The 16,202-nt window shown below is 67.9% G+C and carries 12 protein-coding genes; 6 read left to right on the plus strand and 6 right to left on the minus strand.

Going from position 1 to position 16,202, the window contains the following annotated elements:
• Positions 1-170: 170 nt before the first annotated feature.
• The 5 genes from CYJ22_RS05980 (at position 171) to CYJ22_RS06000 (ending at position 6,898) form a co-directional block, all read left to right on the plus strand.
• Positions 171-1,445 carry a hypothetical protein gene (locus CYJ22_RS05980; RefSeq protein ID WP_101601821.1) on the plus strand — a complete coding sequence of 425 codons (1,275 nt, stop codon included), beginning with the start codon at positions 171-173 and terminating at the stop codon, positions 1,443-1,445.
• A complete protein-coding gene (locus tag CYJ22_RS05985; protein WP_101601823.1) occupies positions 1,442-2,740 on the plus strand; it encodes a hypothetical protein in 1,299 nt (432 codons plus the stop codon). Before CYJ22_RS05980 ends, CYJ22_RS05985 begins: the two co-directional genes overlap by 4 nt.
• Positions 2,733-4,232: a multicopper oxidase domain-containing protein gene (locus CYJ22_RS05990; RefSeq protein WP_207760515.1), complete on the plus strand. Its 1,500-nt coding sequence runs from the start codon at positions 2,733-2,735 to the stop codon at positions 4,230-4,232. The genes CYJ22_RS05985 and CYJ22_RS05990 overlap by 8 nt, the downstream gene beginning before the upstream one ends.
• Before the next feature lie 153 nt (positions 4,233-4,385).
• Complete coding sequence (locus CYJ22_RS05995; protein ID WP_101601825.1) at positions 4,386-5,603, plus strand: MFS transporter; 1,218 nt, start codon at positions 4,386-4,388, stop codon at positions 5,601-5,603.
• A 47-nt stretch (positions 5,604-5,650) separates the two neighbouring features.
• Positions 5,651-6,898 carry an App1 family protein gene (locus CYJ22_RS06000; protein WP_101601827.1) on the plus strand — a complete coding sequence of 416 codons (1,248 nt, stop codon included), beginning with the start codon at positions 5,651-5,653 and terminating at the stop codon, positions 6,896-6,898.
• Between the two features lie 96 nt (positions 6,899-6,994).
• Here the strand turns inward: CYJ22_RS06000 and CYJ22_RS06005 are convergent, their stop codons facing one another.
• Positions 6,995-7,609: a LytR C-terminal domain-containing protein gene (locus CYJ22_RS06005; RefSeq protein WP_207760516.1), complete on the minus strand. Its 615-nt coding sequence runs from the start codon at positions 7,607-7,609 to the stop codon at positions 6,995-6,997.
• A 207-nt stretch (positions 7,610-7,816) separates the two neighbouring features.
• On the opposite strand from CYJ22_RS06005, the gene CYJ22_RS06010 reads away from it, so the two are divergent.
• Complete coding sequence (locus CYJ22_RS06010) at positions 7,817-8,965, plus strand: acyl-CoA dehydrogenase family protein (RefSeq protein ID WP_007587597.1); 1,149 nt, start codon at positions 7,817-7,819, stop codon at positions 8,963-8,965.
• Positions 8,966-9,030: 65 nt separating this feature from the next.
• Here CYJ22_RS06010 and CYJ22_RS06015 read toward each other — a convergent pair whose 3' ends face one another.
• The 5 genes from CYJ22_RS06015 to CYJ22_RS06045 all read right to left on the minus strand — a co-directional run bounded on the left by CYJ22_RS06015 (position 9,031) and on the right by CYJ22_RS06045 (position 15,990).
• Positions 9,031-10,266 (minus strand): sodium pump decarboxylase, encoded by a 1,236-nt coding sequence (locus CYJ22_RS06015; protein WP_101601830.1) that lies wholly within the window; start codon positions 10,264-10,266, stop codon positions 9,031-9,033.
• A 119-nt stretch (positions 10,267-10,385) separates the two neighbouring features.
• Positions 10,386-11,246: an anaerobic ribonucleoside-triphosphate reductase activating protein gene (locus tag CYJ22_RS06025; RefSeq protein WP_101601832.1), complete on the minus strand. Its 861-nt coding sequence runs from the start codon at positions 11,244-11,246 to the stop codon at positions 10,386-10,388.
• Positions 11,197-13,062 carry a ribonucleoside triphosphate reductase gene (locus CYJ22_RS06030; RefSeq protein ID WP_101601834.1) on the minus strand — a complete coding sequence of 622 codons (1,866 nt, stop codon included), beginning with the start codon at positions 13,060-13,062 and terminating at the stop codon, positions 11,197-11,199. Before CYJ22_RS06030 ends, CYJ22_RS06025 begins: the two co-directional genes overlap by 50 nt.
• 724 nt (positions 13,063-13,786) lie before the next feature.
• Positions 13,787-14,311, minus strand: coding sequence for a DoxX family membrane protein (locus tag CYJ22_RS06040; RefSeq protein ID WP_007589743.1), 525 nt, complete (start codon positions 14,309-14,311; stop codon positions 13,787-13,789).
• A gap of 584 nt (positions 14,312-14,895) precedes the next feature.
• Positions 14,896-15,990: a phosphatase PAP2 family protein gene (locus tag CYJ22_RS06045; RefSeq protein ID WP_101601836.1), complete on the minus strand. Its 1,095-nt coding sequence runs from the start codon at positions 15,988-15,990 to the stop codon at positions 14,896-14,898.
• Positions 15,991-16,202 lie beyond the last annotated feature (212 nt).

Here is a 16,202-nt window from a genome sequence, read left to right on the forward strand (position 1 = left end):
GGACGGAAACCTATAGCGCACCCATTCATCGACACAGCATCACCGCAAGCCCGTTGTGGCATCACATATTTTTACCGCCCGCACCCCTAGAAAATTGCTGGCAGGGCGGCTACCTTGGCACTGTCGCCCCCACCGGGGCCGACTCACGCCCACCACCTCCAGGAGCCCACATGAGCGAGGCATCCCGCCCACCCGCGCACCCCGCGGGACCGGATGCACCGGCCCAGGCCTCGTCGACAACGACGGTGAGGCTACCCATCCCCCGACTGCCCGTCGGCCGCCTCGCGTTCCTGCTCCTCGCGGGCGTCGCGCTCCTGGCGGGACTGGACGCCTCCCTCGTGCGTCTGGGAGCCATCGCGCCCGTGGCCTCGACAAGCCTGGGGACCGTGCACGGCCTCCTCATGATCTACGGGTTCCTGGGCACCGCGATCTGCCTCGAGCGCGCGGTCGCCCTACAATCCGACGGGCGTCGCGCGTGGGCGTACGCCGCTCCCCTGCTCACCGGAGCCGGCGGCATCAGCGCGGTCGTCATCTCCCTGAACGAGGGCGTACGCGCGACACTCGCGAACCTGCCGATTCCGCGTTACCTGGCCGCCCACCTGCCCGGATTCGCGCCCGAGCGGATGATGCCCGGCTTCCTCATCACCCTCGGTATGGCCCTGCTGACGGCCATCTACTGCTACGTATGGACCCGTCGGCAGGCCACCCACGCGGTCCTCATCCAGCTGATGGGCGCGCTCATTGGCTTGGGCGGCATCCTCCTATGGTGGCGAGGCCTCGAGACGCCGCGCGCGGTGCCCTGGTGGCTCGCTTTCCTGATCGTCACAATCGTCGGTGAACGCGTCGAGCTCGCGCGCCTCGCCTTCGCGTCCGGCTCCACCGAGCGGCGCATCACCGCCGAGAGCGCCGCACTCATGGTGGGCCTGACCGTCGCGCTCTACTCCCCCGCGATCGGATACCCACTGATCGGGCTCTCGCTCGGCGTTCTCATGGCGGACACCGCGTGGCACGACGTCGCGCGCGGCACCGTGCGCATGAGCGGCCTGCCTCGCCTGGCGGCCGTGTGCATGCTGAGCGGATACGCGTGGGCGCTTGTACCGGCGCTGATGTGGGTCATCGCTCCGCCCGCTTTCGACGGATACGGCTATGACGCCGGCGTCCACGCGATCACGATCGGCTTCGTCGTCTCGATGCTGCTGGCCCACGCGCCCGTCATCATCCCGGCGGTCGCCCGGCGCGAGGTCCCCTACCACGGCGCCATGTGGGTCCCCTTCGCGTTCCTGCAGGTCTCCCTCCTCCTGCGTCTCCTCGCGGGCGCACGCGAGGCCGCCTACCCGTGGCGCCTGGGCGGCGCCCTCGGGGTCGTCGGCATGCTCCTCTTCGTAGCCACGACGCTGACGGTGACGATTCGCCGGGCGCGCGCGAACGCTCGGGAGGCCCGATGAACAAGCCCCGCGTCCCGCGCACCGACCGCGCGACTTCCGTCTGGATGTGCGTGGCGGCCATCGCCGCTGCGGTCACGATCGTCGCCCGAGGCCGCATCCCGCAGAACCTGTGGACGATGATCCACCTGGTGACCCTCGGCGTCCTGTCGAACGGGATCTTCCAGTGGTCCTGGTACTTCACGCGCGCGCTCGCACACCTGGCCCCGGACGACCGGCGCGCGGGGCGCGACAACACCGTGCGCATCACGGCGTTTAATCTGTCCCTGCTGCTCCTCATCGGCGGTATGTGGTCGGGGTTGTGGCATGCGACCGTCACGGGCGCGACCGTTGTCGGGTTGATCGCGGCCTGGCACGGGTGGGCGCTGCTCACCGCGTCCCGCGAGCGCCTGGCCTCGCGTTTCGCGGTGATCATCCGGTACTACATCGCGGCGGCGTTCTTCCTGGTGGTCGGCGCGACGCTGGCCGGTTTCGTCACGGCGGCGATGTTTGACGCGGACGCACCCGCGTGGCTGGCCGAGGCCCGGGATCGTCTGACGGTCGCCCACGCGCTGGCGGGTGTCGCCGGTTGGGTGGGCTTGACGATGGGCGGGACCCTGGTGACGCTGGGGCCGACCGCGATGCGTACGCGCATGGATCCGCGGGCTGTGTCCTTCGCGACGAGCGCCCTGCCCCTGTGGGTGGCTGCGCTTCTCGTCGGCGGCACGGGCGCTGTGGCAGGGTCGATGCGCGTTGCCTCCGTGGGTCTCCTCGTCGTCGTGGGCGCGGCCGCCCTGGGCGTGGGCGTTCCGCTGGTGCGCGTGGCGCTGACAAAGGGGCCGGCGGAGTACGGCGCATGGTCCCTCATGCTGGGCGCCGCCTGGATCCTCGTCGCGGGCGCCGCTGCATCCCTGCGCGCCTTTGAATCGGCGGACGCGACCGGGCTGCGTGCAGCATTCCTCGCGTGGATGCCGATCCTGGGCGCGGCCGGGCTGGGCCAGCTCTTCGTCGGCGCGCTCACCTACCTGATGCCCGTCGTCATCGGCGGCGGCCCGTCCGCGGTGCGCGTCGGCGTCAGCGTGCTCGAGGCCGGGGCCCCCATCCGGGAGGCGGCTCGCAACGTGGCCGCAGTCCTTGCGCTCGCCGTCGCTTCCCTGGGCGGAATCCTCGCCGAGCGCCTCACCATCGCCGCGTGGGTGGTCCTGCTGGCCACCTACGTCGTCGACATCGTCCTCTTGGGCCGCGGCGGCGTGGCCCAGGCGCGCGCCAAGCGCGCCGCCTCTTCATCCCCCACCACGCAAGGAGGCCGCCGTGGCTGACCTGAACCTGTCTGCTTCGCCGTCGTCGGGAGGCGCGAACCCGAAGGCGTCCACGTCGAAAGAAACGCCGAAGCTGCGCATGAGCCCGACGGGCGACCACTCGCCGGTGAGCCGCACGGCCGGAGCGATCGTCGGCGTCGTCTCCGTCGTCGCACTCGCGCTGGCGATCTTCCTCTCCAACCCGTCCGCACCCACGACGCAGGGCACGGGCACGGGGACCGGGACCACGGCCTCGTCCGTGACGCCGACCGGGCACACGACCCACGTGTCCGTGGGCGTCGACGGTATGGCCTTCACGCCGAACCACATCGAGGTGCCGGTCGGTGACCGTCTCATCATCGACTTCACGAACTCGGGGGACCAGCGCCACGACCTGGTGTTCGAGACGGGCGTGTCCTCCGGATCGCTCGCGTCGGGCGAGACGAAGGAACTCGACCTCGGCGTCATCTCCGGTGACGTCGAGGGCTGGTGTTCCCTGCCGGGTCACCGCGAGATGGGCATGACCCTGCACGTGCAGGCCACGGGCGCGACCTCGTCTTCCTCGGGGACCTCGGCCTCGGATAGCCACGCCCACCACGGGCACGACCATGGGCAGGACGCCGCCGCGGGACCGGCCACCGCGACGGCCCTCACCGACTACGCGGCAACCATCGACGCGCGCGACCCGGTGCTGCCGCCGGCCACGAACGAGACCGAGCGTCACTACACCTTCACGGTCACAGAGCAGACCGTGAACGTCACGAGCTCCCTGACGCGCGAGTCGTGGACCTTCAACGGGGACGCTCCCGGCCCGATCCTGCGCGGACACATCGGCGACACCTTCCACATCACGCTCGTGAACAACGGGACGATGAGCCACTCGCTGGACTTCCACGCGGGCCTCGTCGCCCCCGATAACGTCATGCACTCCATCGAGCCCGGGCAGACCCTCGAGTACACCTTCGTCGCCAAGAACGCGGGCATTTGGCTCTACCACTGCTCGACCGCACCCATGTCGATGCACATTGCAAACGGCATGTTCGGAGCCGTCATCATCGACCCGACCGACCTGGACAAGGTCGACCGCGAGTACGTCATGGTCGCCTCCGAGCTCTACCTGGGCGCGGACGGTCAGCCCGCAGATGCCTCGCTCCTGTCGGCCCTGCAGCCCAACGCGATGGCCTTCAACGGCGTGCCCTTCCAGTACAAGGCGCACCCGATCCAGATCAAGACCAACGAGCGCGTGCGCGTGTGGGTCATGGACGCGGGCCCGAACCTGGCGACCACCTTCCACGTGGTGGGCACCCAATTCGACACCGTGTGGCGCGAGGGCGCCTACGTGATCCGAGGCGGCGGAAGCGGGGGCGGCTGGGGCCAGGTCCTGTCTCTGGGCGCCGCCGAGGGCGGATTCGTCGAGTTCACGCCGCTCGAGGCCGGCCACTACGCCTTCGTCAACCACGCGCTCTCCCTGGCGGAAAAGGGACAGCTCGGCGTCTTCGAGGTGACCGACTAGACCTTTGCCCGATACCCGCCACGGCCTCGTCCCCTGTCGACGAGGCCGTGGCTATTTTCGCGGTCTCCCCTCCCCTCGCGGAGGGCCCGAATGGTTACGTACGCCCCATGTCGCTTGGCTTTCGGGACGCTGCCCCGGTGATACAATGAATGGATGCTCGGCACCTATCTTGACATTCTGCGTTACCACCAGTCCTGGAAATTCTCCGCGGCTGGCCTTGTTCTGCGCATGCCGATGTCCATGGTGGGACTGTCAACGATCCTGATGGTGCGCGCCGAGTACGGCAACTACACGCTGGCCGGCGCCGTTGCCGCGGTCAGCATCATCGTCATGGCACTCTGCGCGCCCATCCTCGCGCGCCGCGTCGACCGCCACGGGCAGCTGCGCGTCATGGGCCCCGCGTGGACGATCTCGGTCCTGTCGATGTCCGCGCTGGTCGCCGCCGTCATCATGCACGCCCCCGCGTGGACGCTCTTCATCCCGGCCGCCCTCGCGGGCGCCACGTGGGGCGCACCCGGCGCACTCGTGCGCTCGCGCTGGTCGACGATCCTGCACAAGCCGGGCCAGCTGACGACCGCCTACGCCCTCGAATCCGCCGTCGACGAGTTCGTCTACATCGTGGGCCCCGTGCTCTCCACCGTCCTGGGCACCGCGGTGCACCCCGCGACCGGCCTCATCATCTCGATCGCGAGCCTGGCAGTGGGCGGCTTCCTGTTCCTGTCACGCCGTGACTCCGAGCCCGCGATCATCCCCCACGATCCGAGCGCCCCGCGCGAGTCCGTCATCCGCAAGCCCGTCGTCCTCGTCATGGCGGCGACCTACATCGGCATGGGCACGACGTTCGGCGCGATGGAAGTGTCGATGGTCAGCTTCACCGAGGAGCTGGGCATCCCCGCGCTCGGCGGCATCCTCCTCGCCCTCTTCTCCATCGGCTCGCTGACGGCCGCCCTCGTGTACGGCGCACGCACATGGAGGCGACCCACCTGGCAGCTCTTCGTGATCGGCGTGATCGCGATGGCGATCGGCATGAGCCTCTTCCCCGTGGCCTTCAACGTCTGGACGATGGCCATCGTCATCCTCATCACGGGCCTTACCTGCGCCCCCACGATGACGAACGTCAACGTCATCATCCAGAATTCCGTCTCCCCCGCGAAGCTCACCGAGGGCCTCACCTGGATGTCCACCTCGATCAGCCTGGGTGTCTCCCTGGGAACCGCGGTCGCGGGACCCGCGATCGACGCTATCGGCGCGCGCGGCGGCCTGTTCACCATGGCCAGCGCAGGATGGGCGATGGTCCTCCTCATGCTGATCGGCCTGCCCGCGCTGCGTAAGAATACGGCCGCCCCGACGCCCGAGCTCCCCCTCGACTGAGGACACAATCCCCCTCGATTCTTGCGCCCACGCGGGCGCGAGGACCTATGATTGCCCTCATGCGCCTCCGACCGCCTCTCATCGACGACGAATCTCCTTCGCTCGCGCTCGCCCTGACGGCAGGCGTGGGTGAATTCGCCTCGTCTCTGCTGGTCGCGGCCATGTCTCAGGGCTGGTATTACCCGGGCGTCGTCGGATTCGGCGGCATCGGCTCTGAGCGCAGCGCCCGCATCCTCGGCCGCGTCCTCATGGCGCGCGGCGACGACGGCCGCTCCTGGCTGCAGAACCGGCGCGGATGGCGTCAGTTCTTCAACGCGCAGGTCCCCCGTCAGCCTGTGCTCATCACGGTCGGCAACGCGCGCCGACTCGCCTTCGCGGACCGCGGCGGATTCGTCGACATGACGGTGCTCGGCCACGGCCTGGAACCGGGATGGCACGACGCGACCATTCAGGTCCTGCACGCGGGCGACATCCGTGCGCTCGGCCTGTCCGAGGATACCGCCGCCAAGCTCGCAACCACCCTGCGCACGGCGACCCCGCTGCCCGCCCCGGCCTCGGCGATGTACGAGCGCCCCCGCAAGGGCCGTATCCGCGCCGGCCGACCCACTTCCGTACGCGTGCGCATCGTGTCGGATCGCGAGCATTTCGGCGTCGTCTCCGACATCGACGACACCGTCATGGTGTCAATGCTGCCGCGCCTGGTCACGGCCGCGAAACATGCCTTCGTGGACCGCGTATCCTCGCGCGAGGCCGTCCCCGGCATGGCGCAGCTGCTGACGACGCTGACGACGTCATCGGCCTCGTCGGAGGGCGTGCCCGAGGGCACCCACGCCCCCATCATGTACCTATCCACCGGCGCGTGGAACGTCGTGCCGACGGTGCGTTCCTTCCTGGAGCGCTCCGGCTACCCGGCCGGCGGCTTTCTCATGACGGACTTCGGCCCGTCGAATACGGGATGGTTCCGCTCGGGACCGGAGCACAAGCGCCGCGAGCTGCGCCGCCTGGCCCGTATGTTCCCGCACATGCGCTGGCTCCTCGTCGGCGACGACGGACAGCACGACCCGGAAATCTACGCGGAGTTCGCCCGCGAGTTCCCGCAGTGCGTCGCGGGCATCGCGATCCGTTCCCTGTCCGAGATCGAGCAGTTCATGGCACACGGCAGCTTCGAGGCCATGGTGCCCGACGCCCTGTGGACCGTCCCCGAGTCCATCCCCGTCTGGTACGGCTCGGACGGCGAGGCGCTCCTGGAGAACATCCGAGGCCGGGGGCCAGCCGGTCCACTGGCGAGCCACTGAGCGCGGTGTCCCCGTCACCTGAGCCCCATCAGGAAAAGCCGGAGCCGATACGACAAGGCCGCCCCGAGGGGCGGCCTTCCCATTTATCGCTGCGTGTCAGTCCTGCTGCGTACCCGACATCGGGCGGCACTTCGCGGGCTGTTCGACGGGGTCCGTGGACTTCAGGACTCGCTGCACGTCCTCGGCGCTCATCGCGTCGTCGTAGAAGGTTCCGAGCTCGACTGTCACGGTGGAATCCTGCGCGTCGGTGAGACGCACGTGTGCGCCGGGGAAGAAACGCGCCACCGAGTATGCGTTATCCACGGCGTTCGGACCGGCGGTAATGCGCACCTTACCCGTGTACTCGACGTCTGCGTTCGCGGGCTCCTGCGTCTGGAATCCGGCGGTTGTGAGCATCTCCGTTGCCTTGGAGGCCAGGCCCTGGTGCTGCGTCGTGTTGATGACCAAGACAGACACCTGATCGGGGGCGACGGGCTTCGCGTTCACCGTCGGGCAGGGAATGTCACCGGTCTCGGCATACTTGATCTTGACCGAGAAGTCGTTACCGAAAGGAACGGGGATAATGCCCGTAAACACGAGGGAGGCCACCACCGCGGCCGCTAACATCACGACACCAATGACAGCGAACGTCATGTTTTGACGCTGCTGGCGCTCGCGCAGGAATCGCTGGCGAGGGGTGAGGGCAGTGCGGGGCGCGTTCGGAGTACTCACAGTGTCCAGCCTATCGAATCGGAGCGGCCCGAGGCCAGACAACGCCCCGTCAGGCACATTACATCTCGCCCCCACCTCACCCCCAGCGCTACAGTAAGGTCACCCTTAGCAACGGGGATCATGTCGCGCATCACCACCCCTCCATGGGCGCCGACGCGCGCGAGGCACCCCGGCCTCGTCCCCTGTCCAACCCGAAAGAGGACCTCGATGAGCTTCCTGGATTCCGACCTCCTTGCCCGCATCCACGAGCGTGCCGCCGACGCCGACGCGACGAACACCTACCCCGAGGCCGACCTCGCTGACCTGCGAGACGCCGGATACCTCCGCGCATTCGTTCCCACCGAGTTCGGTGGCGCTGGCCTAAGCCTGACCGAGATCGCCGCCGAGCAGACGGCGCTGGCCAAGGCGGCTCCCGGCACGGCACTGGGCATCAACATGCACCAGATCATCGTCGGCCTCGGTCGCTACCTGGTCGCCCACGGCAACGCGCGCGGCGAGCAGATCCTGCGCGACGCCGCCGCCGGCGAAGTCTTTGGCTTCGGCATTTCCGAGCCGGGCAACGACCTCGTGCTCTTTGGCTCGACGACCCGCGCAACCGCGACCGCAGACGGCGGCTACTCCTTCGAGGGCACCAAGATCTTCACCTCCCTGTCCCCCGTGTGGACGCGCCTGCTCATCTTCGGCCGCGCCGAGACCGAGGAGGGGCCCAAGTCCGTGTTCGGAATCGTCCACCGCGACGACGAGGGCTACTCGATCAAGGACGACTGGAACACGCTCGGCATGCGCGCCACCCAGTCCATGACGACACTGCTCGAGGGCGTCACCGTGCCCGAGGAGCGCATCCTGACGATCACGGATCCGGGACCGAGCGCCGACCCCGTCATCTTCGGCATCTTCTCCCACTTCGAGATCCTGCTCGCCGCTACCTACCAGGGCGTGGGTGAGCGCGCCGTCGAGGTGGCCGCCGATCACGTGGCGAAGCGCCGCTCGGTGAAGAACCAGACGACCTACGCCAACGACCCGGACATCCGCTGGCGCATCGCCGAGGCCGCCCTCATCATGAACGCGGTCGGCCCGCAGATCCGCGAGCTCGCTCGCGACATCGACGAGGGCGTGGACCGCGGTCGCTCCTGGATGCCGCAGCTGTCCGCCGCGAAGAACGCGGCCGCCGAGGCAACGCTGCGCGCCGTCGAGCAGGCGATGCGCGCGTGCGGCGGCAGCGCCTACTACAACACGCACGAGCTCTCACGCCTCTACCGCGACGCGCTCGCTGGCCTTTTCCAGCCCTCAGATCAGGAGTCCCTGCACGCCGCGTGGGCGAACCTGATCCTGGGCCCCATTGAGAAGGCGCAGTAGGCTTCCGCAGATGACAGGGGCGGGCCCGAGGATATCCTCGGGCCCGCCCCCTTATGCGCGTGAGGTCAGTCGTTCCACGTGAACTTCTCGGGGCCGATCTCGCCGGTCGTGCCGGTCATCCAGCCGCCGCGAGCCAGCGCGAAAGACTGGCCGGTCTTCGTATTCCAGCAGCTGATGCCGTCCTGCGTGGAGTGGCACGCGAAGTCGCCCTTGGTGGCGGCAGCTCCGTATGCGAGCGCGTTTCCGCCTGCGGGGGCGGCGCTCTCACAGGACTGGCCCGCCTTATCCTTCGAGGCGCTCAGGACGCCGACCTTGCTACCGGAGCAGGAGGCGTAGCCGTCCTCGGCCCAATCGGACTCGCCAATGCCGCAGCTGACGCCGTCAGCGGTGAAGGAGCAGGTGATGTTGCCGGACGGGGAGGAGAAGGCGTCAACGGTGATGGCTCCGGCGGGCGCCGGGTACTTCACGGGTTCCTCGGTCGTGGCACTTGCCGACGGGGTCGGATCCGACGCGGAGGACGACGAGGAGCTCGGGTTCGATCCGGCCGCGGGCCCCTCGTAACCACGCGTGAACACGTAGATAACGAAGGCGAGGAGGACCGCCGCCGTGATGGCAAGGACGCCGAGGATGACGGCCATGAACGGGAAGCCTCGACGTTCCTTGACTTCCTGCGGGGCCGCTCCCTGCGAGGCGGTGGACTGCACCTGGTAGGACGCGCCAGCACCCCGGTAGGCCTGCGGCGTGGGTTGAACGCGCGCGGGGGTTCCCGAGGCGCTCGGGTAGGACGAGCCGGAGGACGCGCTCGGATAGACAGCGGTCGCCTCGGGATCCTGAGCTCCCTTGCTGCCCATGATGGACTGACGCTGCACCTGGGCGACCACCTGCTCGCGCGCGCCCACCTTCGGGACGGGCGCATTCGAGCCGACGACCGCAGAGTAGGGGGTCGTGCGCTCGACCTGCGAGTAAGAGTTCACGCCACCCTGGCCGAGCACGTACATGCCGGATTCGGAGGTGCGGATCGATGAGCCGGCGACCGCGCCGGACACATCTCCGTGCATGACAAGGTAGCCGTTGGAGTCGATGTAGCCGTCGTAGTCGTCGCGGGCCTCGAGGGCCGCGTTGACCTGCGGGTCATTGAACTGGTGCAACCAGTCGAGCAGCCCGCGGTACGCGTGCGGATGTGCGGCCACGGCCGGGCGCAGCTCGGGGTAGCGATACGCCAGCTGGCGCAGCGCTTCAGCGTCGGTCGACGGGTCCTGGGCAGCCGCCGCAGGATCGTCGAAGTGCAGCTCTTCAGCCATCGAAACTCCAGACTTCATGGTCACGAGGTTGTTACACAATACCGCGATCAGTGGTCACAAGTGAAACCTTCACCATATTTTTTCCCAACATGCGGCGCTGTCACTTGACAAAAGCTCTATCAGGCCCCACGGAAGATAAACCTGTCAAAGTCCAGCGTTTCGATGTCCCGCGCGAGCGAGCGTACCTGGTCGTCCCACCCCGGCCTCGTCGCGGAAAAACCGTCGGGGGCACCCAGGTCACGGGCCTGCTGGAGGGCGAAGGTCCTCGCCCCCATCTCGCGCGCCCGCGCCGCCACCTCGAAGCCGTCGCCGGGCCCGTCTGGGTAGACGGTCAGGCGCACCTCGTGGTTCACCTCCGGGTGGGCCAAGACGATGCCCAGCGACTCCCACGCCCGCTCGCCCGCGCCGCTTCGGCCGGCCACGGCCTCGTAATTTCCCGGGGTCGCCTTCACGTCGATGCCCACCCAGTCGACGAGGCCCGCGCCGAGCAACTCCTCGAGACGACGCGGGTAGGGGCCCGCGGTGTGCAGGCCGACGCTGAAGCCGAGCTCGCGCACGCGCGCCATCGCCGCCCCGAGCGCGATCTGGCGGGTCGCCTCGCCGCCGGAAAACACGACACCGTCGAGGAGGCCGCGCCTGCGCGCCAGCAGGTCCTCGAGCGCGCTCCACGCGACCACCCCCGGGATGCGCGGGTCGATAATCGCGCTGTTGTGACAGTACGGGCACGCCCACGGGCACCCCTGCAGGAACAGGGACGCCGCAAATTTCCCCGGCCAGTCCACGGTCGACATCGGCACGAGGCCGGCGATCTGCAGGTCGTCCGGCGTCCACTCGCGCGCAGCCCGCCCCCCGACGAGGCCGGGGACGCCCAGGCTCAGCGTGCCCTCCCGGGTCGCCCCGGCCTCGTCGTCATGGGGACGGGCGCCCACCTCAGCGGCTCCCCGCGGGAGGGAACGCGCTGACGAGCTCACCGTGCGCATCCGCGGCGCTCTCGGAGAACATCTGACGCTCGTGGTACTCGCCCTTCTTGCCGATGTTGAAGGACTGGACCGGGCGGAAGTAGCCCATGACGCGCGTCCACACCTCGCAGGCCTGCGGCTCCGCGTGGGGGTGGGCGGCCGCGCACTTCTCGCAGGTGAAGTGCTCGCCGGCCAGGTAGCCGTGGACCGGGCAGATCGAGAAGGTCGGCGTGATCGTGATGTAGGGGACCTTGAAGGCCGTCAGCGAGCGGCGCACCATCTCCTTGCAAGCCTCGCCCGAGGACACGCGCTCGCCCATGTACAGGTGCAGGACCGTGCCGCCCGTGTACTTGCCCTGCAGCACCTCCTGGTCCTCGAGGGCCTGGAACGGATCATCCGTATAGCCCACGGGAAGCTGCGAGGAGTTCGTGTAGTAGGGCTCGTCGGGCGTTCCCGCCTGGATGATGTCGGCGAAGCGCTTACGGTCCTCCTTCGCGAAGCGGTAGGTCGTGCCCTCCGCAGGAGTGGCCTCCAGGTTGTACATGTGGCCGGTGGCCTCCTGAAGCTGAACCATGCGCTCGCGCACGCGGTCCAGGACGCGCACACACATGTCAAAGCCGCGCGGGTCCGTCAGGTCGTAGGCGTCATCGCTGAAGTTGCGCACCATCTCGTTCATGCCGTTGACGCCAATCGTCGAGAAGTGGTTATCGAGCGTGCCCAGGTAGCGCTGCGAGTATGGGAAGAGGCCGTGGTCCATGTGGTGCTGGATGGTCTCGCGCTTGATCTCGAGGGACTGCGAGGCCAGGTCGATGAGCTCGTCCATGCGCGCGACGAGGCCCTCCTCGTCCCCCTTGTAGAGGTAGCCGAGGCGCGCCATGTTGAGCGTGACCACGCCGATCGATCCGGTCAGCTCGGCCGACCCGAAGAGGCCGTTGCCGCGCTTGAGGAGCTCGCGCAGGTCCAGCTGGAGGCGGCAGCACATCGAGCGGATCATGTGCGGGTCCAGGTCGGAGTTGATGAAGTTCTGGAAGTAGGGCAGGCCGTACTTCGCGGTCATGTCGAAGAGGGCGTCGACATTTTCTCCCTCCCAGTCGAAGTCGGGCGTGATGTTGTAGGTCGGGATGGGGAACGTAAAGACACGCCCGTCCGCGTCACCGCCCGTCATGACCTCGATGAACGCGCGGTTGATGAGGTTCATTTCCCGCTGCAGCTCGCCGTAGGTGAAGTCGACGACCTCATCGCCGATGAGGGGGTGCTCGTCCGCGAGGTCGTCCGGGCACGTCCAGTCGAAGGTCAGGTTCGTGAAGGGGCACTGGCTGCCCCAGCGCGAGGGCACATTCAGGTTGTAGATGAGTTCCTGCATGCACTGCACGACGTCCTCGTACTCCATGTCGTCCAGGCGCACGAAGGGTGCCATGTAGGTGTCGAAGGAGGAGAAGGCCTGGGCGCCCGCCCACTCGTTCTGGAGGGTGCCGAGGAAGTTGACGATCTGGCCGCATGCCGACGAGAAGTGCTTGGGCGGGGCCGAGGCGATCGCGCCGCCCACGCCGTTGAAACCCTCCTGGATGAGGCGCTTGAGGGACCACCCGGCGCAGTATCCGGCGAACATGTCGAGGTCGTGGATGTGGTAGTCGCCCTCGCGGTGCGGGGCGCCGATTTCGGGGGTGTAGACGTGTTCGAGCCAGTAGTTTGCGACGATCTTCCCCGCCGAGTTCAGGATCAGGCCGCCGAGCGAATACCCCTGGTTCGCATTGGCGTTCACCCGCCAATCTGAGCGATCGAGGTACTCCTGCACGGTTGCGATGGCGTCGACGTCGTAGCGGGGCGAGCTGGTCATGGTCCTTGTCCTGTCATGATTCCGTTGTGTGCTGCAGGCTGCTGAGCACTGGGTGGGAGATGTGTGGTGTCGTGGGACTGTGTGGGGCGGCGGATGCCTCTTGCCCTGCGCGTCGGTGGGCGGCCGGTACTGCTGTTCGGTCGCATGATCGACACGTCATGGACCCTCCGCCCTCGTGGGGCGAGGCCGTGGCACTGTGGGTGGTGGTGGTTCCCTCCGCCCGGCGTGAGGCTCCCCTAGATCTAGGGGAACGCGACTATCAATCACTAGATGTAGTGCTTGATACGAACGGTGACCACAATATCTACTGTCATACGTGCGTCAGAAGCGCGACGCGCGCGGCGAGCAGTTCCGCTCGCCACGCGCGTCTTTTTTCGACACCCATCGGGGACCAACGTCCCGTTGCGCATTCACACCCCAGCCTCGCCCCGGCCTCACCCCAGCCCCGCCCTGCCCACGCCCCAACCTCGCCCCGGCCACACCCCGGCCTCGCCCCGGCCACACCCCGGCCTCGCCCAGGAAATTTCGCATGCAATTCGTTTTCTTGACAATTCAACAACCGCCACAAACATTGCAATACCAACGACTGGATTTCAATGTTTGAAAGATGTGCGAGGGAATTACATGCGAGATTGTTGGGAAACTACAACATAAAAGCCGACGCCAACACAGCGAGGCCGCGACCGGAAACCCGGCCACGGCCTCGTCGAGACTGTTGAACGAATCAGATGAGGAAGGGCAGCTTCTTCACGAGCCCCAGGCCCTTCCACCACGCGCCCAGGCCGAGTGTGTCGCCCGCGCTGGTCAGCGGGATCAGGATGAGAACGAGCGCGTAGACCAGGTGCTCATTGACGACCGGATTGAGGGAGCCCCACACCCACGGGGCGACCGCCGCATACATGAAGCCCAGCATGACGACGCCCGCAACTGCCGCGAGGCGCGTGCCGATCCCCAGCAGGAAGGCGAGCCCGATACCCAGGAGGCCCAGCATGAACAGCCAATCCATGGCGGGCATGGCCAGCGACTCGAAGAAAGAAGCCAGGGGCTTGCCGGTCGTCGCACCCGTCAGGTAGCTCTGCGCGGGCGTGCCGCCGTTGATCCACGCGCGCGACGGGCCCGTCGAATAGTGCAGGCCGAACGTCTTATCTAGGAACGACCACAGGAAGATGAAGCCAACCGCGATGCGCAGCAGGGCCAGGACGAAGCGCGCGGGCTTGGAGGTGACGACGGCCGATGCGGGACGAGGCATGTCAGTCCTTTCGGGACGGAACTGCGGGTGGGCGTTGTACGGGCGTCGACGGCTTGCCACCCGTCTCCTCATTATCCACTGCCCAAACCCCGCAACGCTAGGGGCGGTGCACTGTGCGAGCCCCCTCCCTCAATTTCGCATGCAATTCCAACTCAGCTCAACCCCACCTCAACGCAGAATCCGCAGAATTCCAACAATCAGACTTCAAACCATGAAACACATTCGAGGGAATTGCATGCGAAATTGCTAGGCGGCGGGGCCTGGCCGTGTTTCAAGGCACAGAACCGAGCCACCGATCAGCGACAAGCGCCGCCGGTGTGGAGGGCGCCGGAGGGAGCTGCCGCGGTGCCGGTGGGCGGTGGCGGGGCCTGGCCGGGCTTCGAGACGACGCGCCGAGCGAAGCTCGCGGCGCGGACGACTCGCGGGCGGGCCGCCGCCCACCGGCACACACAGCGGCCGGGCCCAACGGCGCCCGGAACACCAGCGGCGCCACAAGCAATAACACGCGACGCGGACGGCGAGCGGGCCGGCAGGCCGCACGGCGGCCGGAGATCTGTCGGGGGAACAAGCGACAACAGCAGGAATTACTCGCCCGCGAGTCGGTCGACCTCGTGCATGATGAGGCCGCACACGGCGCTCACCCACCCGACGGCTGCGACGCCGAGGACGCGGGAACGCCAGGGACGTATCTGCAGGAAGTCCTCGAAACCGTACCCGGACCCGGGGGATGCGGCGGACATACTGAAGCCCCACATGGCGGCTCCGGTGGCCAGCAGCGCAATGACGATGAGCCCGAGACTCGCCCACACCATGACACGTTGAACTTTCGCGCCGTGCCGGGGACGCCGCTCGATGGGCGACAGCGCGAGGGCCCACGCCCCAGCGATGAGGGCGGCGGTGATGACGTCGGAAGGCCGGTGCCAGCCTTCCATCATGACGGACACGCCCATGAGCGAGGTCCACGCCCACCCGATCCACGCGGAGGGGCTGCGGAACCATTGGGGTGCGACCACGATAAGGGCCAGCGACAGGGTCACGGCGACAGTCGTATGCCCGGAAGGCAGGGAGTTTCCGGCCCCCGTCGTGACTCCGAGGTTGGGGCGGGTGAGGATGTAGTCCTTGAGGATCTGGGTTGTGACGTTCGCACCGACGACGGCGCCGAGGGCGCGTCCGGCGAGCGTGGGCCGACGTCGCGCAGCGGCGACGACGGCGACAACGAGGCCGGCCGCGACCATGACAGGCACGGACACAATACCCGTGATGAGCATCGAGAAGGACTCGTAGCGGCTCGCCGAGCGCATCGTGCCTTCCATGAGGATGGTGTCGAGGACCTGCCCGGGCGCGGTTGCGAGCGCCACGTGGCTGATGAGCATCGTCAGCAGGAGGCAGATCGTCACGCCGCCGAGGCGTCGGGCGAGCTTGAGCCGGTACCAGGAGTCGGACAGGAGTCGACGAGGCTGGGGTGCGTTCGCCGCCGGTACCTCGCCGTTGGCCTGGGGTGCGGGGGTGCGTCCTCGGGCGGGCTGCTGGGTTGCGGCGGCGTGCTCCGCTCGGGAGGAGCGGCCGGCGGTCTCGGCGGATGCCGACGAGCGCGCGCGGGGGCGCACGGGGCGTGAGCCTTTGGTGTAGGACTCGTCGACGGCCGGGTCGGAGGGCAGGGCAGCGTTGGGGTCGTCCATGGTGTCCTCCGTTCGTGTCGATGCGATATTTCGTATCCACTGTAGTGGAGGGACGCGCGGGCGCGTGTATTGGTTTCGCTTTCTTGCAAATCGAAGGCAAGCACACAGCGGGTGGGCGCCCCGCGTACCTGCCCTGGCCTCGTCGAAGAGTGACGGGAGGCCCCATGTCAAGACTTGTCGGACAACGTGGGCGCGCGCGGGAGAGAGGCCTC

The sequence above is a fragment of the Schaalia odontolytica genome (genome assembly GCF_002847525.1).
Taxonomy (GTDB): domain Bacteria; phylum Actinomycetota; class Actinomycetes; order Actinomycetales; family Actinomycetaceae; genus Pauljensenia; species Pauljensenia odontolytica_B.

Bases quoted from the DNA above. Each gene is read 5' to 3' on its own strand.
- CYJ22_RS05980 (WP_101601821.1), top strand. From the start codon at position 171: ATGAGCGAGGCATCCCGCCCACCCGCGCACCCCGCGGGACCGGATGCA.
- CYJ22_RS05985 (WP_101601823.1), top strand. From the start codon at position 1,442: ATGAACAAGCCCCGCGTCCCGCGCACCGACCGCGCGACTTCCGTCTGG.
- CYJ22_RS05995 (WP_101601825.1), top strand. From the start codon at position 4,386: ATGCTCGGCACCTATCTTGACATTCTGCGTTACCACCAGTCCTGGAAA.
- CYJ22_RS06000 (WP_101601827.1), top strand. From the start codon at position 5,651: ATGATTGCCCTCATGCGCCTCCGACCGCCTCTCATCGACGACGAATCT.
- CYJ22_RS06010 (WP_007587597.1), top strand. From the start codon at position 7,817: ATGAGCTTCCTGGATTCCGACCTCCTTGCCCGCATCCACGAGCGTGCC.
- CYJ22_RS06015 (WP_101601830.1), bottom strand. From the start codon at position 10,266: ATGGCTGAAGAGCTGCACTTCGACGATCCTGCGGCGGCTGCCCAGGAC.
- CYJ22_RS06025 (WP_101601832.1), bottom strand. From the start codon at position 11,246: ATGCGCACGGTGAGCTCGTCAGCGCGTTCCCTCCCGCGGGGAGCCGCT.
- CYJ22_RS06030 (WP_101601834.1), bottom strand. From the start codon at position 13,062: ATGACCAGCTCGCCCCGCTACGACGTCGACGCCATCGCAACCGTGCAG.
- CYJ22_RS06040 (WP_007589743.1), bottom strand. From the start codon at position 14,311: ATGCCTCGTCCCGCATCGGCCGTCGTCACCTCCAAGCCCGCGCGCTTC.
- CYJ22_RS06045 (WP_101601836.1), bottom strand. From the start codon at position 15,990: ATGGACGACCCCAACGCTGCCCTGCCCTCCGACCCGGCCGTCGACGAG.